Annotated in this window: 27 protein-coding genes; 22 read left to right on the top strand and 5 right to left on the bottom strand. The window is 67.3% G+C overall.

Going from position 1 to position 19,833, the window contains the following annotated elements:
* The 18 genes from H507_RS0108950 (at position 1) to H507_RS0108865 (ending at position 14,027) form a co-directional block, all read left to right on the top strand.
* Positions 1 to 786, top strand: coding sequence for an ABC transporter ATP-binding protein (locus H507_RS0108950; RefSeq protein WP_022910380.1), 786 nt, complete (start codon positions 1 to 3; stop codon positions 784 to 786).
* A gap of 120 nt (positions 787 to 906) precedes the next feature.
* Complete coding sequence (locus H507_RS15790; protein WP_051139728.1) at positions 907 to 1,554, top strand: TetR/AcrR family transcriptional regulator; 648 nt, start codon at positions 907 to 909, stop codon at positions 1,552 to 1,554.
* 60 nt (positions 1,555 to 1,614) lie between these two features.
* On the top strand, positions 1,615 to 1,821 hold the full coding sequence (gene rpmE / locus H507_RS0108940) for a 50S ribosomal protein L31 (protein WP_022910378.1): 207 nt from the start codon (positions 1,615 to 1,617) through the stop codon (positions 1,819 to 1,821).
* A gap of 132 nt (positions 1,822 to 1,953) precedes the next feature.
* Positions 1,954 to 3,021: a peptide chain release factor 1 gene (gene prfA / locus H507_RS0108935; protein ID WP_022910377.1), complete on the top strand. Its 1,068-nt coding sequence runs from the start codon at positions 1,954 to 1,956 to the stop codon at positions 3,019 to 3,021.
* Positions 3,018 to 3,833, top strand: a complete 816-nt coding sequence (gene prmC, locus H507_RS0108930; protein ID WP_022910376.1) for a peptide chain release factor N(5)-glutamine methyltransferase — start codon at positions 3,018 to 3,020, stop codon at positions 3,831 to 3,833. The genes prfA and prmC overlap by 4 nt, the downstream gene beginning before the upstream one ends.
* Before the next feature lie 4 nt (positions 3,834 to 3,837).
* Positions 3,838 to 4,665: an L-threonylcarbamoyladenylate synthase gene (locus H507_RS0108925; RefSeq protein WP_022910375.1), complete on the top strand. Its 828-nt coding sequence runs from the start codon at positions 3,838 to 3,840 to the stop codon at positions 4,663 to 4,665.
* A gap of 1 nt (position 4,666) precedes the next feature.
* Positions 4,667 to 5,767, top strand: coding sequence for an MraY family glycosyltransferase (locus H507_RS0108920; RefSeq protein ID WP_022910374.1), 1,101 nt, complete (start codon positions 4,667 to 4,669; stop codon positions 5,765 to 5,767).
* Complete coding sequence (locus H507_RS0108915) at positions 5,764 to 6,234, top strand: hypothetical protein (RefSeq protein ID WP_022910373.1); 471 nt, start codon at positions 5,764 to 5,766, stop codon at positions 6,232 to 6,234. Before H507_RS0108920 ends, H507_RS0108915 begins: the two co-directional genes overlap by 4 nt.
* 56 nt (positions 6,235 to 6,290) lie before the next feature.
* On the top strand, positions 6,291 to 6,518 hold the full coding sequence (locus H507_RS15785; protein ID WP_022910372.1) for a hypothetical protein: 228 nt from the start codon (positions 6,291 to 6,293) through the stop codon (positions 6,516 to 6,518).
* 19 nt (positions 6,519 to 6,537) lie between these two features.
* Positions 6,538 to 7,335, top strand: a complete 798-nt coding sequence (gene atpB / locus H507_RS0108905; protein ID WP_022910371.1) for a F0F1 ATP synthase subunit A — start codon at positions 6,538 to 6,540, stop codon at positions 7,333 to 7,335.
* A gap of 66 nt (positions 7,336 to 7,401) precedes the next feature.
* Complete coding sequence (gene atpE, locus H507_RS0108900; RefSeq protein ID WP_022910370.1) at positions 7,402 to 7,623, top strand: ATP synthase F0 subunit C; 222 nt, start codon at positions 7,402 to 7,404, stop codon at positions 7,621 to 7,623.
* Positions 7,624 to 7,628: 5 nt separating this feature from the next.
* A complete protein-coding gene (locus H507_RS0108895; RefSeq protein ID WP_040438050.1) occupies positions 7,629 to 8,186 on the top strand; it encodes a F0F1 ATP synthase subunit B in 558 nt (185 codons plus the stop codon).
* Positions 8,183 to 8,971 carry a F0F1 ATP synthase subunit delta gene (locus H507_RS0108890; protein ID WP_022910368.1) on the top strand — a complete coding sequence of 263 codons (789 nt, stop codon included), beginning with the start codon at positions 8,183 to 8,185 and terminating at the stop codon, positions 8,969 to 8,971. The genes H507_RS0108895 and H507_RS0108890 overlap by 4 nt, the downstream gene beginning before the upstream one ends.
* A 62-nt stretch (positions 8,972 to 9,033) precedes the next feature.
* Positions 9,034 to 10,671, top strand: coding sequence for a F0F1 ATP synthase subunit alpha (atpA, locus tag H507_RS0108885; protein ID WP_022910367.1), 1,638 nt, complete (start codon positions 9,034 to 9,036; stop codon positions 10,669 to 10,671).
* Between the two features lie 5 nt (positions 10,672 to 10,676).
* On the top strand, positions 10,677 to 11,588 hold the full coding sequence (locus H507_RS0108880) for a F0F1 ATP synthase subunit gamma (RefSeq protein ID WP_022910366.1): 912 nt from the start codon (positions 10,677 to 10,679) through the stop codon (positions 11,586 to 11,588).
* 24 nt (positions 11,589 to 11,612) lie between these two features.
* Positions 11,613 to 13,076 carry a F0F1 ATP synthase subunit beta gene (gene atpD / locus H507_RS0108875; protein WP_022910365.1) on the top strand — a complete coding sequence of 488 codons (1,464 nt, stop codon included), beginning with the start codon at positions 11,613 to 11,615 and terminating at the stop codon, positions 13,074 to 13,076.
* Positions 13,077 to 13,078: 2 nt separating this feature from the next.
* Positions 13,079 to 13,492 (top strand): F0F1 ATP synthase subunit epsilon, encoded by a 414-nt coding sequence (locus tag H507_RS0108870; protein WP_022910364.1) that lies wholly within the window; start codon positions 13,079 to 13,081, stop codon positions 13,490 to 13,492.
* 88 nt (positions 13,493 to 13,580) lie between these two features.
* A complete protein-coding gene (locus H507_RS0108865) occupies positions 13,581 to 14,027 on the top strand; it encodes a DUF2550 domain-containing protein (RefSeq protein WP_022910363.1) in 447 nt (148 codons plus the stop codon).
* 3 nt (positions 14,028 to 14,030) lie between these two features.
* Here the strand turns inward: H507_RS0108865 and H507_RS0108860 are convergent, their stop codons facing one another.
* Entirely contained in the window at positions 14,031 to 14,645 is a 615-nt protein-coding gene (locus H507_RS0108860) for a cob(I)yrinic acid a,c-diamide adenosyltransferase (protein ID WP_022910362.1), read from the bottom strand.
* 27 nt (positions 14,646 to 14,672) lie between these two features.
* Here H507_RS0108860 and H507_RS18390 point away from each other — a divergent pair, with 27 nt between their 5' ends.
* Positions 14,673 to 15,344, top strand: a complete 672-nt coding sequence (locus H507_RS18390; protein ID WP_022910361.1) for a peptidylprolyl isomerase — start codon at positions 14,673 to 14,675, stop codon at positions 15,342 to 15,344.
* Here H507_RS18390 and H507_RS0108850 read toward each other — a convergent pair.
* Together H507_RS0108850 and H507_RS0108845 are read right to left on the bottom strand one after the other, a co-directional pair.
* Entirely contained in the window at positions 15,331 to 16,152 is an 822-nt protein-coding gene (locus H507_RS0108850) for an alpha/beta fold hydrolase (protein ID WP_022910360.1), read from the bottom strand. The genes H507_RS18390 and H507_RS0108850 overlap by 14 nt on opposite strands.
* A gap of 6 nt (positions 16,153 to 16,158) precedes the next feature.
* Positions 16,159 to 16,368, bottom strand: a complete 210-nt coding sequence (locus H507_RS0108845) for a hypothetical protein (protein WP_245558881.1) — start codon at positions 16,366 to 16,368, stop codon at positions 16,159 to 16,161.
* A gap of 108 nt (positions 16,369 to 16,476) precedes the next feature.
* On the opposite strand from H507_RS0108845, the gene nucS reads away from it, so the two are divergent.
* A complete protein-coding gene (gene nucS, locus H507_RS0108840; protein ID WP_051139726.1) occupies positions 16,477 to 17,181 on the top strand; it encodes an endonuclease NucS in 705 nt (234 codons plus the stop codon).
* Between the two features lie 14 nt (positions 17,182 to 17,195).
* On the opposite strand, the gene H507_RS15780 is transcribed toward nucS, so the two are convergent.
* Complete coding sequence (locus H507_RS15780; RefSeq protein ID WP_051139725.1) at positions 17,196 to 18,341, bottom strand: coiled-coil domain-containing protein; 1,146 nt, start codon at positions 18,339 to 18,341, stop codon at positions 17,196 to 17,198.
* A 96-nt stretch (positions 18,342 to 18,437) separates the two neighbouring features.
* Positions 18,438 to 18,911 (bottom strand): methylmalonyl-CoA epimerase, encoded by a 474-nt coding sequence (mce, locus tag H507_RS0108830; RefSeq protein WP_022910357.1) that lies wholly within the window; start codon positions 18,909 to 18,911, stop codon positions 18,438 to 18,440.
* 191 nt (positions 18,912 to 19,102) lie between these two features.
* Here mce and H507_RS17965 point away from each other — a divergent pair, with 191 nt between their 5' ends.
* Both H507_RS17965 and H507_RS0108820 read left to right on the top strand, forming a co-directional pair.
* Positions 19,103 to 19,249, top strand: a complete 147-nt coding sequence (locus H507_RS17965) for a hypothetical protein (protein ID WP_169512691.1) — start codon at positions 19,103 to 19,105, stop codon at positions 19,247 to 19,249.
* 19 nt (positions 19,250 to 19,268) lie between these two features.
* Entirely contained in the window at positions 19,269 to 19,817 is a 549-nt protein-coding gene (locus H507_RS0108820) for a PH domain-containing protein (protein ID WP_022910355.1), read from the top strand.
* Positions 19,818 to 19,833: the final 16 nt, after the last annotated feature.

Here is a 19,833-nt window from a genome sequence, read left to right as displayed (position 1 = left end):
ATGGCACTGTTCGAAGCCGACAACCTGTCCAAGACCTTCGGCGGCGGCAAGGGTGCGGTGCACGCCGTCAAGGGAGCCACCTTCGGGCTGGAGCCGGGATCCATCACAGCAGTCGTGGGGGAGTCCGGTTCGGGCAAGTCGACGCTCGCCCGGTTGGTGCTGGGGCTACTGCCCTCGTCGGGTGGAACGATGACCTTCGACGGTAGTGACGTGACGAAGATGAGCTTCCTGCAGTCGAAGAAGTACTGGCAGGAGGTGCAGGCGGTCTTCCAGGACCCGTTCAGCGCGTTCAACCAGTTCTTCACGGTCGAGCGCCTGCTCGACCGTTCGGCAAAGCTGATCGACAACAAGGCCGAGGCGAGGACCCGCATGGAGGAGGCCCTCCACCACGTTGGGTTCGAGGTGGCCGACGTCATCAAGAAGCACCCGCACGAACTGTCCGGCGGGCAGCGGCAGCGCATCATGATCGCACGAGCGCTGATGATGCGACCCAAGCTGCTGCTGGCCGACGAGGCGACCTCCATGTTGGACGCCTCACTGCGGGTGAACGTGCTCAACGTGTTCAAGGACCTGCGCGACAACCTCGGCACCACCATCATGATCATCACCCACGACATCGGACAGGCCACCTACGTGGCCGACCGCATGTTGGTGATGCAGAAGGGTGACATGGTCGAGCAGGGCACGAGCCAGGACGTGGTGTTCAACCCGCAGCACGAGTACACCAAGCAGCTCCTGGCCGACGTCCCGAAGCTGCACGGCGAGCTGGGCGAACTCGTCCACTGAGTCACCCCCGTCCCACCACTCGGGACGGGGCAGTCGACCCTGAAGGGGGTGAGCAGGCGCTCACCCCCTTTTGGGTGTTCATGTCAGGGGGCCGGTGCAAGCTGTGCTTGGATGTCCTGCGTGACCCGACCGAAACTTCATGACGAAACCTTGCGCGAGGCCCTGATCGAGGAGGCTTCGAAGGTGATCGCCAGGCACGGTCCGGACAGCCTGAACCTTCGCCGGGTGGCCACGGCCACGGGTACTTCCACGACCGCGATCTACTCCCTGTTCGGGTCGAAGGACGAGCTGGTGAGCGCGGTCACGATCACCTCCTACGAGAGTCTGGCGGCCTCCCAAGCGGCTGTGCCCACCACGGACGATGCCTTCGCCGACCTGTGCGAGATCGGTCGCGACTACCGTCGCTGGGCCCTGAAGCACCCCCACTTCTACGTGGGCATGTTCCGCGAGCAGGCGCTCAGCCTGTCGGCCTCCACTCCCACCGCCATGGACCCGGTCAAGGACTGCATCCGCCGGTGCATCGACGAGGACCTCTTCCGTGGGGACGTCTACCTGCTGTCGATGCTGTTCTGGTCCATCGTCCACGGCTTCGTCGTCCTCGAGATCGAGGGCCATTTCGAGATGCTCCCCGACCACGATGCCCTGTACGAGACCCTGCTGCTTGCCAATGCCGCCGGTTGGGTCACCGAGGCCCACAATGCCGAGCCCCGATCGAGCGACTGGCTCCACCAGTTGTCGATTCGGATGCAGCGCCCTTCCGTGGCATAATCAATCCTCGGTCCCGGTTCACGCACTCCTGCGACCCGGGGCACCAACCCAAGGAGAATCATGAAGCAGGGCATCCACCCCGAGTACGTCGACACCACGGTCACCTGCACCTGTGGCGCCACGTTCACCACCAAGAGCACCGCGAAGGGCGGCCAGCTGACCGCTGACGTCTGCTCCGAGTGCCACCCGTTCTACACCGGCAAGCAGAAGATCCTCGACACCGGCGGCCGCGTGGCCCGGTTCGAGCGCCGTTACGCCAAGAAGTGACGCTGCCGACCGTCTGATGGCCCACCCTCGTGCGGCCTCCAACGACCCCTCGCGTTCACGCGGGGGGTCGTTCTCGTCCGGGGCTGACCCGAGACCATCGATCAGAGCCGACGCAGGGGAGAGGATTCATCCGTGGCTGATCTGGCTGAAGGCCTGCGGGCCGAGCACGCCGACCTGGAACGTCAACTGGCCGATCCCGCGGTGCTGGGCGATGTGGCCCAGAGCCGAAGGGTGGGTCGGCGCTACTCCGAACTGACCGGCATCGTCCGGGCCCTGGACGATCGGGACGCCCTCGTCGCCGACGTACAGGCCGCCCGCGAACTCGCCGAGGAGGACCCCGACTTCGCCGCCGACGCCCAGACGCTTGCCGAGCGACTCGACCTGGCCCAGCGTCGAGTGGCCGAGTTGTTGGCGCCGCGCGACCCCCATGACTCCTTCGACGCCCTGGTCGAGATCAAAGCAGGGGAGGGTGGGGAGGAGTCGGCCCTGTTCGCTGCCGACCTGTTCTCGATGTACTCCAGGTATGCCGAGAGGGTGGGGTGGAGGATCGCGGTGCTCGACTCCCAGGACACCGATTTGGGCGGGCACAAGTCGATCACCTTCTCGGTGCAGGCGACCGCTGCCTGCCCGCCCGAACGACTGCCCTACGGGGTGCTGAAGTTCGAGGGAGGGGTGCACCGGGTGCAGCGCGTGCCCGTGACTGAATCCCAGGGAAGGATCCACACCTCGGCTGCGGGGGTGCTCGTGATGCCCGACCTCGAGGCCGACGAGGTCGACCTGCGCGAGTCGGACCTGAGGATCGATGTCTTCCGCTCGTCGGGGCCCGGCGGACAGGGGGTCAACACCACCGACTCGGCCGTACGGATCACGCACCTGCCGACGGGCATCGTGGTCAGTTGCCAGAACGAACGCAGCCAGTTGCAGAACCGTGAGCAGGCGATGCGCATGCTGCGGGCCCGGCTGGTGGCGCGCGCCGACGAGGAGGCGGCCGCGTCCGCGTCGGCGGCACGACGTTCGCAGGTGAGGACGGTCGACCGATCCGAGCGAATCCGCACCTACAACTACCCCGAGAACCGCATTGCCGACCACCGGATCGGTTTCAAGGCGCACAATCTCGACGCCGTGCTGGGCGGTGACCTGGAGGCGGTCGTCGAGGCACTCCAGTCCGCCGACGTCGCCGAACGTCTGGGCCAGGCGTGAGTGACCTGCGTCGTCTGACCCGTCAGCTGGCGGAAGGGGGTTCGCCCAGCCCCGAGGCGGAGGCCCGCACCTTGCTGAGCCACGTCACGGGCGTGCCGCTCGATCGCCTGTTCCTGGTCGGCGAACTCTCCGAACAGCAGCAGGCCACCCTCATGGCTGCGACCCGACGGAGGCTGGCCGGCGAGCCCGTGCAACACATCACCGGTGAAGTCTGGTTCCGTCACGCCCGGCTCCGGGTCGGGCCAGGAGTCTTCGTGCCCCGCCCGGAGACCGAACTGCTGGCGGGCTGGGCCATCGACCAGCTGGGGGACACCCACGGTCGGGTGGTGGTGGAGCTGTGTGCCGGGTCGGGGGCGATCAGCCGGTCGATCGCCGACGAGGCGCCGGGTCACCACCAGTACGCAGTCGAGATCAGCGAGACCGCGCTCACCTTCGCCCGGGAGAACCTCGCGGGAACCGATGTCGACCTGCGCCCCGGTGACATGGCGGACGCGTTCCACGACCTCGACTCCAAGGTCGACCTGCTGGTGGTCAACCCCCCCTACGTGCCCCTGCCGACCCGGGTGTCGGCCGAGGTGCACCATGATCCCGCGGCCGCCGTCTTCGGCGGGGAGGACGGGCTGGATGCGGTGCGGGTGGTCGCCGAGGTGGCGGCCCGGCTGCTGCGTGCCGGTGGAGTGCTCGGCTGCGAGCACGACGAGTCCCATCCGGAGGCCGTCCGTGGACTGTTCGAGCGTGCGGGACTGACCCGGGTCGAGACCCATGCCGATCTGGTGGGTCGTCCTCGGTACACGACCGCCGTGGCAGGATGATCGCGTGAGCGTGAACGAACCCGAACAGTCCCCCCTTGACGAGTGGACCCCTGACGAGTCGACCGGCGACCAACTGCCCCTGGCCCCCGTGGAGCCCGCCTGGCAGCGCCACACGCTGGGGATCGATGACGAGGCCGGGCTCGACGCCGCGGTGAAGGCAGTGCGCGCCGGCGAGGTGATCGTCATCCCCACCGACACCGTCTACGGGGTCGCCGCTGACGCCACGAGTCCCGAGGCCGTGCAGCGCCTGCTCAACGCCAAGGTGAGGGGTCGCGACATGCCCCCGCCGGTGCTGATCTCTGACGCCATCATGCTCGGCTCGCTCGCCGACGAGGTGCCCGAGTCGGTGCACGCGCTGACCGCCGCCCACTGGCCGGGGGCGTTGACGGTGATCCTCAAGGCCCAGTCGAGCCTGGGCATGGACCTCGGGGAGACCGAGGGGACGATCGCGGTGCGTGTGCCCAACCACGACGGTGCCCGCGCCCTGCTGAGGCGCACCGGTCCGTTGGCGGTGAGCTCGGCCAACATCTCGGGCAATCCCGCCGCCACCACCGTTGACGAGGCGATCGACCAGTTGGGGGAGTCGATCTCGGTCTACCTGGACGGAGGGCCGACCCCGGGACTCGCGCCCTCGTCCATCGTCGACTTCTCCACGAACCCCGACGGCCGGCTGGTGCGTCTGGGTGCGTTGACGATCGAACAACTGACCGAGCGGCTGCCCCAGCTGGACCTGGGCGAGTTCGCGCCCCAGCCCAGCCAGGATCCCGGGACGCCCGTCGAGCTTGCCGAGTCCGACGACGACGCCACCAGCGAGGACGAACCCGTCCGCTGACATGCGCGAATACCTGCTGGTGCTGCTGACGGCGGCCATGACCACCTACCTGCTCGCAGGCATGTGTCGTCGCGTGGCTCTGCGTGTGGGCGCACTGGCGATGGTGCGCGACCGCGACGTCCACGCCGTGCCCATCCCGTACTTCGGCGGGGTCGCCATGCTCGGTGGCGCCGCGGCAGCCTTCCTGCTGGCCGCCCAGCTGCCCTTCCTGGGCCGCTTCGCACTGGTCAGCCATGACGCCATGACCATCTTGCTGGCGGGCACCGTCATCTGCCTCGTCGGGGTGGTGGACGACATGATCGACCTGCCCGCGCTGGCGAAGTTCGCCGGTCAGATCCTCGCGGCCGCCATCGTGGTGACCAACGGCGTGCGGATGTACTGGATCCCCCTGTCGAGTTCGATCTTCGCCCTCGACCAGGCCTCCTCGATCGTGATCACGGTCTTCTTCATCGTGCTGTGTGCGAACGCCGTCAACTTCGTCGACGGTCTCGACGGTCTCGCCTCGGGCGTGGTCGCCATCGGTGCCGGAGCCTTCTTCATCTACACCTACCTGCTCGCCTACGAGCAGGACATCACCCGCGCGACCACAGCAAGTCTGGTGACGGTGGGCATCACGGGGGTGTGCCTGGGGTTCCTGCCCCACAACTTCTCGCCCGCGCGCATGTTCATGGGTGATTCCGGCGCGCTGCTGCTCGGACTGCTGATGGCCTGCTCGGTGATCTCCCTGACGGGCCAGATCGACTCGTCGGCACTGTCGGCCACCAACGGGTCGCTGGTGCCGAGCTACCTGCCGATCGTGCTTCCCTTCGCCATCATGGCCATCCCCCTGCTCGACCTGGTGCTGGCCTACGTGCGGCGCACCATGAACGGCAACTGGTGGTTCGTCGCCGACAAGCAGCACCTGCACCACCGCCTGCTGCAACAGGGTCACAGCCAGGCGGGTGCCGTCGGCGTGATGTACCTGTGGACGGCCATCCTGAGTTTCGGCACCGTGGCGATCGGCATGCGCACCAATGCCTGGACCATCGGGGGTACGGCTGTCGCGGTGGCCCTCGCGGTCGTCCTCACCCTGATCCGTGGCCGAGGGGCGCGGGCGGCATGAACCGTGCCGGACACCGGGTGAGCGTCAGCGCGAGGCTGCTGTCGTCCATGATGCGAGGGTCTGTGCTGTTCGCGCACGCAGCCCTGCTGATCGCGCTCGGTGTGGGATGGCTCACATCTGGGGCGGCTGGTCTGGCCAACGCGGCCATCGGGGGAGCGATGGTGGTGCTGTTCTTCGCGGCCGGCCAAGGGGTACAGGTGCTGGCCGGGGAACTCGACCCACGTGCCGGTCTTGGACTGACGCTGCTCAGCTACCTGGTCAGGGCAGCGCTGCTGGCCGCGGCGCTGCTGGCGGTGCAGAACTCGCAGAAGGTGGCCGATGCCTTTCGTCCGGTGCCCTTCTGCTGGGGGGTCGGTCTGGTGCTCGCGGGGTGGCTGGCCGGTATGTTCTGGGCCCACGCGCGTCTGCGGATCCCCGTCTACGACACCGACGATGGTGGCCCCGACGAGGGCAGCGACCGCGTCTGAGGGGTGGACGCCGCAGTGTGACCCGCACTGACTTGTGCTGATAGAGTCGCAGCGACATGGACGACGAGAGTTCGAAGAAGGCTCCGCCAGTCAGATCCGGCAACGGTGAGGACGGCATGGTGGTGCTGAGCTATGTCTTGTCGGGAATCCTCCTCTATGGCGGACTCGGCTGGGCAGGTGCTCACTTCCTGGGCCAGGTCTGGATGCTTCCAGCCGGCCTCATTCTCGGACTCGGACTGAGCCTTTTCTTGATCGTCAAGCGATACGGGAGCCCGACACGATGATGAGCACCGCGGAGCGGCCATGCTGATCCCCTTCCTGCCCCTCGAGACCGCCGGTCACGGTGGTGGTTACCACGCGCCCTCGGTCGAGGACTTCTACTTCGACAACCTGTTCGGGGTGGCCCAGGTCGACCGGGTGATCTTCCAAGCCGTCCTGGGTGCTGTGATCGTGGTGGCGTTGTGGTGGTTGGCGGCACGCCGACTGAGGACGGTGCCCACCAAGGCGCAGTTCATCTCGGAGTACCTCTACGACTTCGTGCGCAACGGCATCGCACGCGACCTGTTGGGTCACGACTACCGCAAGTTCCTGCCCTACCTGCTGGGGCTGTTCAGCTTCATCTTGGTGAACAACCTGTTCGGGCAGTTCTTCCTGTTCATGTTCCCGACCTTCTCGCGAGTCGGGTTCGCGTACGGACTGGCCCTGCTGACGTGGCTCATCTACATCGGCGCGGGCCTCAAGCGGCACGGGCTCACCTACATCAAGAACTCCCTGCTGCCCTCGGGCGTGCCGTGGTACCTGTGGGTGCTGATCATCCCGCTGGAGTTCCTCTCGAACTTCATCACCAGGCCGATCACGTTGGCCCTGCGTCTGTTCGCGAACCTGTTCGCCGGACACCTGGTGGTCTCGGTGTTCGTGGTCGGCGGCGCCTTCCTGCTGCAGTACCAGGACAACCTCTTCTACAACATCTCCGGCGGCGTCTCGCTGCTGTTCAGCTTCGCCATCCTGTGCCTGGAGCTGTTCGTGGGGTCGCTGCAGGCCTACATCTTCACGGTGTTGACCGCGCAGTACATCTCCAGTTCCCTGGCCGAGTCCCACTGACCCGGTCCGACCACCCCACCCCAGAACTTCTCCACGCCAGTGGAGAGCAATCCGAAAGGAAACCACATGACCCCCATGGAAATCGGCGGCTCGATCAACATGATCGGCTACGGTCTGGCGACACTTGGACCGGCCATCGGTGTGGCCCTGATCTTCGCGGCCGTCATCAACGGCACCGCTCGTCAGCCCGAGGCTCGTGGCGCGATGATGAGCACCGCCTTCATCGGCTTCGCCGTGGTTGAGGCCCTCGCCATCATCGGCATCGCCCTCGCCTTCGTCCTGGCGTGACCTTGATGGGCCCCAACGTGTGGGCGCCCCTCGAAATCGACCTTGGGCCGCTCCTTCCGCACTACGTCTCGGAGATCATCGTCGGCATCGTGCTGATGGTGTTGATCTGGCTCGTCATGCGCTCGAAGGTCGTTCCTGCGTTCGAGAAGATGTACGCGGAGCGTACGGACTCGATCCAGGGCGGCATGGAGCGGGCCGAGAAGGCCCAGGCCGAAGCTGAGGCGGCACTCGCTGAGTACCGCACCCAGCTGGCCGAGGCCCGCGAGGAGGCAGCCAGGATTCGTGAGGACGCCAAGAACCAAGGCGCCCAGATCATCGCAGAGATGCGTGATCAGGCGACCGCCGAGTCGGCTCGTATCGTCGAGCACACCCGCGCTCAACTCGAGGCCGAGCGGGCTCAGGCCATGCAGCAGCTGAAGGTCGAGGTGGGCGGCTTGGCCACCACACTGGCAGGCAAGATCGTGGGCGAATCGCTCTCGGACGACGCCCGTGCCCGCCAGACGGTCGACCGCTTCATCGCCGAACTCGAGGCCGCTGACGCCGAGGCGGGGCAGCTGTCGTGAGTGCAGTGACCGAAGGCCGCGCACGCCAACTCGACTCCGTCCTCGACCAGAGCCAGGTCACCGAGGCGGTCGCCGACGACCTGTTCGCGGTCGTGGACGTGCTCGGTGAGGCCACGGCCCTGCGCCGCGCCCTCAGCGATCCCGATGCCACGGCCGGTGCCAAGACCGATCTGGTCGAACGGCTGTTCGGGGCGCGACTCTCGGCCCCTGCGGTGGCCGTCGTGAAGGAGGCGGCATCGTTGCGCTGGTCGTCGATGGGGGCCCTGGTGGCCGGCATCGAGCGGCAGGCGGCCCGAGCGGCCCTGAAGCAGGCGGAGGCGGCTGGTCAACTCGACCAGGTGGCCGACGACCTGTTCCACTTCAACCGGATCGTGGCTGACGACGACGGGCTGCGCGAAACCCTGACCGACGCCCGGATCGACCGCACCGCTCGCGAGCAGTTGGTCGACCAGTTGCTGCAGCACCGGACGAGCCCGGTGGTCGTGGTGTTGGCCAAACGAGCACTGCGCGCACGCCACCTGGCCGACGCGCTGGCCGAGTACGGCGGCCTGGCGGCCCAGTTGCGCGACCGCAGCGTCGCCAGGGTGGTCGCGGCGGTACCCCTCACCCCTGAGCAGGAGGCGCGTCTTCGTGCAGCCCTGGTCAAGCAGGTGGGACGCGAGGTCGATCTGCAGGTGAGCATCGACCCCAGCGTGCTGGGTGGGCTCACGGTGCGCATCGGCGACGAGGTCATCGAGGGCACCGTCGCACATCGCCTCGAAGACGCCCGACGCCAGCTGGCCTGACCAGCGACAACTTCAACCGGCGGCTGCCGTCGCCACCCAGTACTTCTTGAGATGAGGACGCTATGGCGGAACTGACGATTCGTCCGGACGAGATCCGCGACGCTCTGGACACCTTCGTCCAGAACTACACCCCTGAGGCGGCCAGCCGCGAAGAGGTCGGCACCGTCGTGACCTCCGGCGACGGCATCGCCCGTGTCGAGGGACTGCCCTCGGCCATGGCCAACGAGCTGCTGAAGTTCGAGAACGGCACCCTCGGCATCGCCCTGAACCTGGACGTGCGTGAGATCGGTGTCGTGGTGCTGGGCAACTCCGAGGGCATCGAGGAGGGTTCGAGCGTCACCGGCACCGGTGAGGTGCTCTCGGTCCCGGTGGGCGACGGCTTCCTGGGTCGCGTCGTCGACGCCATGGGCAACCCGATCGACGGTCTCGGTGAGATCACCGATGTCGACGGCCGTCGTGCCCTCGAGCTCCAGGCTGCGGGTGTGATGGATCGCCAGGAGGTGCGTGAGCCGCTGCAGACCGGTCTCAAGGCCATCGACGCCATGGTGCCGATCGGCCGGGGACAGCGTCAGTTGATCATCGGCGACCGCAAGACCGGCAAGACCGCGCTGGCGATCGACACCATCATCAACCAGAAGTCGAACTGGGCCTCCGGCGACCCGAAGAAGCAGGTGCGGTGCATCTACGTCGCGGTCGGGCAGAAGGGCTCCACCGTCGCCGAGGTGCGCGGTGCGCTCGAGGAGGCCGGGGCGCTGGAGTACACCACCATCGTCCACGCCCCTGCGTCGGACCCCGCCGGGTACAAGTACATCGCCCCCTACGCCGGATCGGCCATCGGGCAGCACTGGATGTACGCCGGCAAGCACGTGCTGATCATCTTCGACGACCTCACCAAGCAGGCCGAGGCGTACCGCGCCATGTCGTTGCTGCTGCGTCGTCCCCCGGGCCGTGAGGCCTACCCCGGCGACGTGTTCTACCTCCACTCCCGTCTGCTGGAGCGTTGTGCCAAGCTCTCCGACGAGCTGGGCGGTGGTTCGATGACCGGTCTGCCGATCATCGAGACCAAGGCCAACGACGTGTCTGCCTACATTCCCACCAACGTGATCTCGATCACCGACGGCCAGATCTTCCTGCAGTCCGACCTGTTCAACGCCAACCAGCGCCCGGCCATCGACGTCGGCGTGTCGGTCTCGCGCGTGGGTGGCGCGGCACAGATCAAGGCCATGAAGGGTGTCGCCGGCTCGCTGAAGCTGAACCTGGCCCAGTACCGCGACATGCAGGCCTTCGCCATGTTCGCCTCCGACCTCGACGCGACCACGCGCCGGCAGCTGGACCGGGGCGCCCGCCTCACCGAACTGCTCCGTCAGGGGCAGTACGCGCCCTACCCGGTCGAGGACCAGGTGGTCAGCGTCTGGGCCGGCACCACCGGTGAGTTCGACGACGTCCCCGTCGACGACGTGCTCCGCTTCGAGCAGGAACTGCTCGAGCACATGCGCCACAACACTCCCATCCTGAAGACGATCGCCGAGACGCAGGTCTTCGACGACGACCAGAAGCAGGCTGCCAAGGAGGCCATCGCCTCGTTCAAGCAGGGCTTCCGCACCTCAGCGGGCAAGCTCCTGCTCGGTCATGAGGAGGCGGAGCCACTGGCCGAGGAAGAGATCGGCCAGGAGACCATCGTCAAGCAGAAGCGGGGCTGATCGACGTGCCAGCCAGTCTGCGTGAACTCAGGCAGCGGCGGAAGTCTGTCCAGACCACGAAGAAGATCACCCGGGCCATGGAACTGATCGCCGCCTCGCGGATCGTCAAGGCCCAGCAGGCTGCCGCAGCCGCCGCCCCGTACAGCCGTGAACTGTTCCGGGCGGTCTCGGCAGTCGCGACCTTCTCGGACGTCGACCACCCGCTGACCAATGACGTGGAGTCGCCGCAGCGATCCGCCGTGCTGCTGATCACCTCCGACAGGGGGCTCGCGGGGGCGTACTCCTCGTCCGTCATCAAGGCGGGGGAGCAGTTGACCGCTCGCCTGCACCATGAGCAGGGCCAGGAAGTGCTGCCCTATCTGGCGGGTCGCAAGGCGATCGGCTACTACGGGTTCCGCAAGCGCCAGGTGGCCCAGCAGTGGGACGGGTTCTCGGACTCACCCACCTACACCCAGGCTCGCGAGATCGCTGACGCGCTGATCGAGGCCTTCCTCACCCCGACCGAGGAGGGCGGTGTCGACGAGATCCACATCGTCTTCACCCGTTTCGTCTCGATGATGACCCAGACCCCGACGGTGGTGCGCCTGCTCCCGCTCGAGGTCGTCGAGGGCACTGAACCCCCGGCCCCGGGTGAACTGTTGCCCGAGTACGAGTTCGAGCCCGACCCCGAGACGGTGCTCGACCGGTTGTTGCCGTTGTACGTCGCCAACCGCGTGCACTTCGCCCTGCTGCAGTCGGCAGCCTCGGAACTGGCGAGCCGTCAACGGGCCATGAAGTCGGCCACCGACAATGCACAGACACTGATCGAGACCCTGACCCGCCAGGAGAACCAGGCGCGGCAGGCCGAGATCACCCAGGAAATCAGCGAGATCGTCGGCGGCGCCTCGGCGCTGGCCGATTCCGCACCGCAAGCGTGACGACCACGGAAATTTGGAGACACAATGACTGCCACTGAAGTTGATCCCCAGGCCTCGCGCCCTGCCGGTGCGACCGGCGGAGTCGGCCGGGTCAGCCGCGTCATCGGCCCCGTGGTCGACGTGGAGTTCCCCGCCGACCAGATGCCCGACATCATGAACGCGCTGCTGGTCGAGACCGAGGTGATGGGCGACAAGCGCACCATGACCATGGAGGTCGCCCTGCACATCGGTGACAACACCGTGCGTGCGATCGCGCTGAAGCCCACCGACGGCATGCAGCGCGGGGCCGAGGTGCGTGACACGGGTGCACCGATCTCGGTGCCCGTGGGTGACATCACCAAGGGACACGTCTGGAACGTGACCGGTGACGTGCTCAACGCCGATCCCTCCACTGTCGAGATCACCGAGCGCTGGCCCATCCACCGCGATGCGCCCAAGTTCGATGCCCTCGAGTCCAAGACAGAGATGCTCGAGACCGGTATCAAGGTGCTCGACCTGCTGACCCCCTACGTTCAGGGCGGCAAGATCGGTCTGTTCGGTGGTGCCGGCGTGGGCAAGACCGTGCTGATCCAGGAGATGATCTACCGCATCGCCCACAACTTCGGTGGCACCTCGGTGTTCGCCGGCGTGGGGGAGCGCACCCGTGAGGGCAACGACCTCATCCACGAGATGGACGAGGCCGGCGTCCTCAAGGACACTGCGCTCGTGTTCGGCCAGATGGACGAGCCCCCGGGCACCCGTCTGCGTGTCGCCCTGTCGGCGCTCACCATGGCGGAGTACTTCCGCGATGTGCAGAACCAGGACGTGCTGTTGTTCATCGACAACATCTTCCGGTTCACCCAGGCCGGCTCGGAGGTGTCGACCCTGCTGGGCCGCATGCCCTCCGCGGTGGGCTACCAGCCCAACCTGGCCGACGAGATGGGTCAGCTGCAGGAGCGGATCACCTCGACCCGTGGACACTCGATCACCTCGATGCAGGCGATCTACGTTCCCGCGGACGACTACACCGACCCGGCACCGGCGACCACCTTCGCCCACCTCGATGCGACCACCGAGCTGAGCCGCGAGATCGCCTCCCGCGGTCTCTACCCGGCCGTCGACCCGCTGACCTCGACCTCGCGCATCCTCGACCCCCGCTACGTGGGCCAGGAGCACTACGACACCGCGGTCCGGGTCAAGCAGATCCTCCAGCGCAACAAGGAACTGCAGGACATCATCGCGATCCTGGGCGTCGACGAGTTGTCCGAGGAGGACAAGATCATCGTCAACCGGGCTCGTCGCATTCAGCAGTTCCTGAGCCAGAACACCTACATGGCCGAGAAGTTCACCCAGATCGAAGGTTCGACGGTTCCGCTGAAGGACACCATCGAGTCGTTCAAGATGATCTGCGACGGTGAGGTCGACCACATCGCCGAGCAGGCCTTCTTCAACGTGGGTGGCATGGACATGGTGATGGAGAACTGGTCGAAGATGCAGAAGGACGCCTGATCGTGGCCGAGCCATACCAGGTTGAGGTGGTCGCGGCGGATCGTCGGGTCTGGGAGGGGCGCGCGGTCAATGTGATCGTCCGCACCACCGAGGGCGACATCGGCATCCTGCCCGGCCACGAACCGCTGCTGGCCGCCCTGGTGCCGTGCGCTGCCGAGATCGTCACCGCCGAGGGCGGCCGTGAGGTGATCGCCCTCGACGGCGGCTTCGTCTCGGTGACCCCCGAACGCGTCTCCCTGCTGGCCCAGTACGCCTCGTTGGCGACCGAGGTGAAGCCCGACCAGGCCCAGCGTGAGCTCGACAAGTTGCAGGTCCTGATGGATTCGGGTGACGCCACCGACGAGGAGCAGCACCGCTACCACCTCGCCGTCGCCCAACTGGCGGTGCTCAGGCGACAGGGGAACGAGCCTCACTGAGGCCACGTATGACCCCCGCTGACACGGAGGCCCCGTCCACATCCGAGCGCGATGTGACGGGGCCTTCGCCGTTGGCTATCTTCTGAACATGAACGAGTGGGAGCTTCCGGTCGAGATCGCTCTCGCGGTCTTCGTGATCGTGGTGCTCCCGCTGGTCTGGCTGTTCGTCCGGCGCCGCTGGCTGACCGGTCGAGGCGGTCTGTTCGACTGTTCCCTGGCCAGGGGCCAGAGTCATCGGTGGGCCCTGGGTCTGGCCCGCTACGAGGGAAACACGCTCCAGTGGTACCCGGCGCTGGGTGTCAGCCTTCGTCCGGCGCTGACCCTGGACCGGACCGAGACGACATTCGAGTCACAGCGGGAGCCAGACGTCTCGGAGGCGATCCAGTTGTTCAGCCATGACGTGGTGGTCACCCTGCGCAGCACTCGCCCCGACCAGTCCCACCAGTTGGCGATGACCCCCGCCTCGCTGATGGGCCTGCTCAGCTGGCTCGAGGCCGCCCCCCCGGGGGGTCTGCGCTACCCCGGACTGGAGTAGGGCTCAGCGTTCGGGACGCGGACGGTCGCCTCCGGGCACCCACAAGACCTCGCGCTCGGGGTGCGCTCCGGACTCGGTGGTGACCGACCGACTCAGGATGAACAGCAGGTCGGAGAGCCGGTTGAGGTAGGTCAACGCCAGCACGTGCAGCCCACCATCTGTCTCGAGGCCGTGGGCCTCGGCTGCCTGCCATCCGGCGCGCTCGGCCCGACGCACGACCGTGCGGGCCACGTGCAACTGCGCGCCCGCAGGCGACCCGCTGGGCAGGATGAACGAGCGAAGGTTCGGCAGCGGTTCGGAGAACTCGTCGCACCACGCCTCGAGTCGGTCGATCGACTCCTGCTCGATGCGCAGCGGCGGCCACGGCGGTGACTGCTGGATGGGCGTGGACAGGTCGGCGCCGACGTCGAAGAGTTCGTTCTGGATGAGCGTCAGCACGCCCGCCACGGCCTCGGGGAGGTCGGCGGCGGCCAGCACCACCCCCAGCAGCGAGTTGGCCTCGTCGACGTGACCGTAGGCGGCAACCCGCAGATCGGTCTTGGACGCGACCGAGTTGTCACTCAACCGAGTCTGACCGGCGTCGCCGGTGCGGGTGTAGATGCGTGTCAGATTGACCATGTACCCACCCTAGTGAACAGTGGAGCAGTGGCTTCCTCCCCCCGCTCCTTGACCCTGCTGATGGCTGCGCTGGCACTGGTCGCCGCAGGCTGCAGCGGTTCACCCTCCGCAGCCGACGATCCCGCGACCGTCGCCTCGGGGAAGCAGCCCCGGTGCGCCTACCCGGTGGGTGGACGCGAACCGGCTCGTCCGGTCGACCCGCCCAGCACCGATCGGGTGCCCACCACGGGCACCGTCACGGCGACCCTGAAGATGGCCGCCGGCACGGTGACCATCACGATGGATCGAGCCAAGACGCCTTGTACCGTCCACAACTTCGAGTCTTTGGCCGCCCAGCAGTTCTTCGACCACACCACGTGCCACCGACTGGTCGACACCGGCATCTTCATCCTGCAGTGCGGTGACCCCAGCGCCACCGGCACCGGTGGCCCCGGGTACTCCTTCGCCGACGAACTGACGGGCAAGGAGACCTACCCGCGGGGCACGGTGGCGATGGCCAACGCCGGACCCGACACCAACGGCTCCCAGTTCTTCCTGGTCTGGCAGGACAGCCCGCTCGACCCGAACTACACCGTCTTCGGGCATCTGGACGATGCGTCGCTGAACGTGGTGGCCTCGATCGCCTCCCAAGGTGTCGACGGCACCGATGGGGTCTCGCCGATCGCCGACGCCTCGATCACGTCGGTCACGCTGGGCTGAGGAAGGCCTTCACCACCGCCACGAAGGCGGCTGGCTGCTCGGCGTGCACCCAGTGGCCCGCGTTCTTGATGGTGACCAACCGCACCTGCGGGAAGAGACTGCGCATCAGCGGCCGGTCGGCATCGGTGATGTAGTCGGAGTCCTGCCCGGCCAACCAGAGAACAGGGCCCGGCCACGGTGTGAACTCTTCGTCGGGCCAGCCCCCGATCGCGGGCAACTGTTCCGCCAGCAGGTCGAGGTTCATCTGCCACCGCCACTGGGCGGGACCGTGGTCGCCGGGGATGCGGCGCAGGTTCTGCAGCAGGAACCCCCGCACCGTCGCCGACGGCACGGCCGAGCGCAGGGCCTCGTCGGCCTGACTGCGGGCGGTGAGCCGTTCGAGGTCGATGGCCCGCATCGCCTCGATGTAGGGGGCGAACGCGCTGACCCCCGTCGACTGGCCCGGTGAGATGTCGGCGACGACGAGCCGCTGGACGAGTTCCGGGTGCCGCAGGGCCACCAGCATCGCCACCTTGCCACCCATGGAATGGCCCAGCAGGGTCGCTCCTCGTCCACGGGCGACCGAGCCGGTGTGCGTGTGCATCCACGTGGCGATCTGGTCGGCCAGCTGGGGGTAGGAGAGATCGACGGTCCACGCTGAATGGCCGTGGTTGGGCAGGTCGAGCAGGTGGACCGTGACGTCACCCAGCTCGTCGGCCAGGGCCTTGGCGACGGTCGAGAAGTTCTTCCCCTGCCCGAAGAGGCCATGCAGGAAAACCACCTGTCGGGGGCCGGAGCCGTGGTGCAGGGCGTGGATCGGTTGGCTCACGGCGACTCAGTGCCTGGTGGTCCAGCAGTGCCCGTGCCAGTGGCGCCGGACGTCGGAGGCGCGCTCGACACCCCAGTCCGGTTCGGCGGGCCAGGCCACGACGTGGGCGGTGCCAGCCGGGATGGTGCGGTGGCAGCCGGGGCAGGTGTAGGTCTTCTGTGCGGCGGTGCCGGTCACGGTGCGGACGATCCAGCGGCCGTCAGATTTCTCGACCACGCTCGCCAGACTCCCGGTTGACAAGGGACGATGCGCCCGCTGATGTTTGCTGACTCGTCGTGCCACCCGACCAGCCTAGCGTCGGTTCGCTAAGGTGTCGGCGTGCGAATGGTGATAGCGGAGTGTCAGGTCGATTACGCGGGCCGGCTGACCGCCCATCTGCCGATGGCCAAGCGGTTGATCCTGGTGAAGGCCGACAACTCGGTCTCGATCCACGCCGACGACCGGGCCTACAAACCGCTCAACTGGATGAGCCCTCCGTGCACCTTGGTCGAACGCGAGCCGGAGCCCGACGAGGCTGCAGCCACCGTCGACGTCGATCCGAGGATCACCCGGGTCTGGGTGGTCGAGGGCAAGAACGGTGACACCCTGCAGATCTCTCTGGGCGAGGTCTTCCACGACTCGAGTCACGAGTTGGGCGTCGACCCCGGGCTGCAGAAGGACGGGGTCGAGGCGCACCTGCAGGCGTTGCTGGCCGAGAACCCGGCGACCTTCGGGAGGGGGTACACCCTCGTGCAGCGGGAGTACATGACGCCCATCGGCCCCGTCGACCTGCTGCTGCGCGACGACCGGGGTGCCTATGTGGCCGTCGAGGTGAAGCGCCGGGGCGAGATCGACGGCGTCGAGCAGTTGACCCGCTATCTCGAACTGATGAACCGCGACCCCCTGCTGGGGCAGGTCAGCGGCGTCTTCTGCGCCCAGCAGATCAAACCACAGGCGAAGACCCTGGCCACCGACCGTGGCATCGCCTGCGTCACCGTCGACTACGACGCCCTGCGTGGACTCGACCACGCCGAGGACCGACTGTTCTGAGCCGATTCGCCCGATCAGGCCCTGCGGTCCGCGGACGAGGAGGCTGCCGGTTCGGAGGGGGGATTGTTCGGGTCGAGGACCATCGTGGGTTCGGACTCGGGAGTCTCGAAGGGGTCGGCGTCGGGGAAGTCGCCGACCGACTGACCTGCCAGCTGGCGAAGGTTCGACAACTGGGCCAGCACGGACTGCTTACGCTGCAGCAGGGTGGCGACCTCTCGCTCCAACTGCTCCTTGCGCCAGGCGAACTGCTCCTCGAGCCGGTCCTTCATCATGGCCGCCTGGCGATGGGCGGCAGCGATCTGCTGCTCCGACTCGCGAGCCGCCTCGACCTTGATGGTCTCGGCCTCGGTCAGGGCGTCGCTGCGCAGTTTCTGCGCGTTGTCGGTCTCGGTGGTCAGGTGCGCCGCGGCCGCCTCCAGGTGACGGGTGGCGTCGGCCAACATCTGTTGCGAGCGGTCCTTGGCCTCCAGATGGTCGGACTGGGCCTTCGAGATCAGCTGTTCTGAGTCGTTGCGGGCCTGCAGCATCGCCGCAGCGGCGTCCCTCTCACCCTGGGCACGAAGCGTGCTGCCCTCGGCCTTGGCAGCCTCGATCAGCGAGGCGGCGGTGCGCTCGGCGGCGTGCACCTTGCCGTCGGCCTCACGCCGAGCTGCCGCCACCAGGGAGGCGGCCTGTGACTTCGCCTGCCGCAGGGTCTGCTCGTGCACGGCCTCGTGCTCGGACCGGAGCTTGCGCAGGTTGGCCAGCCCGGCCACGCGGATGTCGTCGGCCTCCGCCTGGGCATTGGCGCGCAGGTCGGCCGCCACCCTCCGGCCCTCCTCCTTGATCCGTTCGGCTTCGAGTCCCGCCCGGCTGACCAGGTCGGCAGCCTGGGCCTCGGCGGCCTTGAGCAGCCCCTGGGCATGTGCCCCGAGCCGCGTCAGGTCGGTGGTGCCGTGGGCCTCGTGGGCGAGAGCCACCTCGCGGCGCAACTGTCGGGCCAGCTGCTTGAGGGTCGACAGTTGTGTCTCGATCTCGCGCACGTAGCGGTCGACCTCCCGGCGTTCGTAGCCCATCATGGCGCTCGGGAAGGTGCCAGCGGCACTGGCCTGGTCGTCGAACAGGTTGAGCCCGGTCTCTTCGCCGAGGTCACGCACCTGCAGTTGGTCGTTGTCGCTCATGAGCCCTCCAGAACACGTTCGTCCCCGAGGCTACCCTGCCAGTGGCGGGGTGCTCGGGGACGACTCGGCGGGTTTCTGGCGGATTGTGGGTGGCGCTCAGTGAGCGGCTGCGGCCGGGGGTTCGGTCAGCTCGAGCAGCACGCCGCCGGCATCCTTGGGGTGCACGAAGTTGATGCGCGCGCCACCGGTGCCGGTCTTCGACTCGGGGTAGAGCAGTCGCACACCACGCTCACGGAGCACCGCCGAGACATGCTCGAGATCTGCGACGCGGTAGCAGAGCTGCTGCATGCCCGGACCGTTCTTGGTGAGGAACTTGCCGATCGCCGAGTCCTCGCGCAGAGGAGCCAGCAACTGGATCTGCGCGCTCTCGGGAAGCTGCGATCCGGTACCGATCATGGCCTCCTCGACACCCTGTTCCTCGTTGGTCTCGCGGTGCAGCAGACGCCACCCGAAGACCTCGGTGTGGAAGCGGATCGCCTCGTCGAGGTCGGGCACGGCCAGACCGACGTGGTCGATGCAGATGAACAGGTCCTGGGGGAGGGTGACTGGGGTGTGTGCGCCGTTTTCCATGGGCCCATCGTCCCAAACCGGATGGCCACTCGTCGGGGCGGGGCGCCCATTCCGATTGCGGTTGCTGCGCCTGGCCCCCGGCGCGCCGCCCGCGAGGAGGCAGCCGCGGCGGGCATCATGTGAGCTGGAGTGGAGACCGATCGCTCGGTGTGCCATGATCCCGTGACCTTCCCCGCCACTAGGAGATGACCATGCCAGGCTGGCTCAAGAAGATCCTGTGGGCGCTGCTTGCTGCCTTCGCGCTGTACTACATCTTCACGCAGCCGGAGCAGACCGCCACCGTCGTCCGCAACTTCTTCGGGGGCATCTTCACGTTGTTCCGCGCCCTGGCCTCCTGATCACAGCGGTGCCGCAGCGATGGGCCTGCTGACCCGTTTCGTCGAACCGGACATCGACCGCCACCTGCTCACCCAGGAGGGGGAGTACGTGATCGACGAGGTGACCAAGCACTGGGTGACCATTCTGGGGCCCACCCTGGGTGTGGTCGCCTGCATCCCGATCTTCCTGGCCATGATCTGGTTGGGCCCGTGGTTCTGGTTGTCGTTCGTCGTCGGTGTGCCCCTTCTGGTGTTCTGTCTGGTCCGGATCCACGTGGAGTACATGGACCGGTTCGTGGTGACCAACATGCGTGTCTTCAGGGTGCACGGGGTGCTGAGCCAGCACTTGGCGACCATGCCGATGACCCGCATCCTCGACATCTCGGTCTTCCAGCCCTTCCTGGGCCGGCTGGTCGGCTACGGGCACTTCACCTTCGAGTCGGCCGCCCAGGACCAGGGACTGCGCGACATCCGCTTCGTCCCCGATCCCGAGGGCCGCGACCTGACCATCCAGCGGACGATCCAGCGGGCCGGTCTGCGGGCCTCATTCAGCCGACAGACCGACGACGACGCCCAAGACGGCAACTGATCGAACGGCAACTGAG

This window comes from Aestuariimicrobium kwangyangense DSM 21549 (assembly GCF_000421525.1).
Taxonomy (GTDB): Bacteria; Actinomycetota; Actinomycetes; order Propionibacteriales; family Propionibacteriaceae; genus Aestuariimicrobium; species Aestuariimicrobium kwangyangense.
The sequence above is the reverse complement of the archived record's forward strand: the minus strand, read 5'-3'. Positions and strand labels throughout refer to the sequence as shown.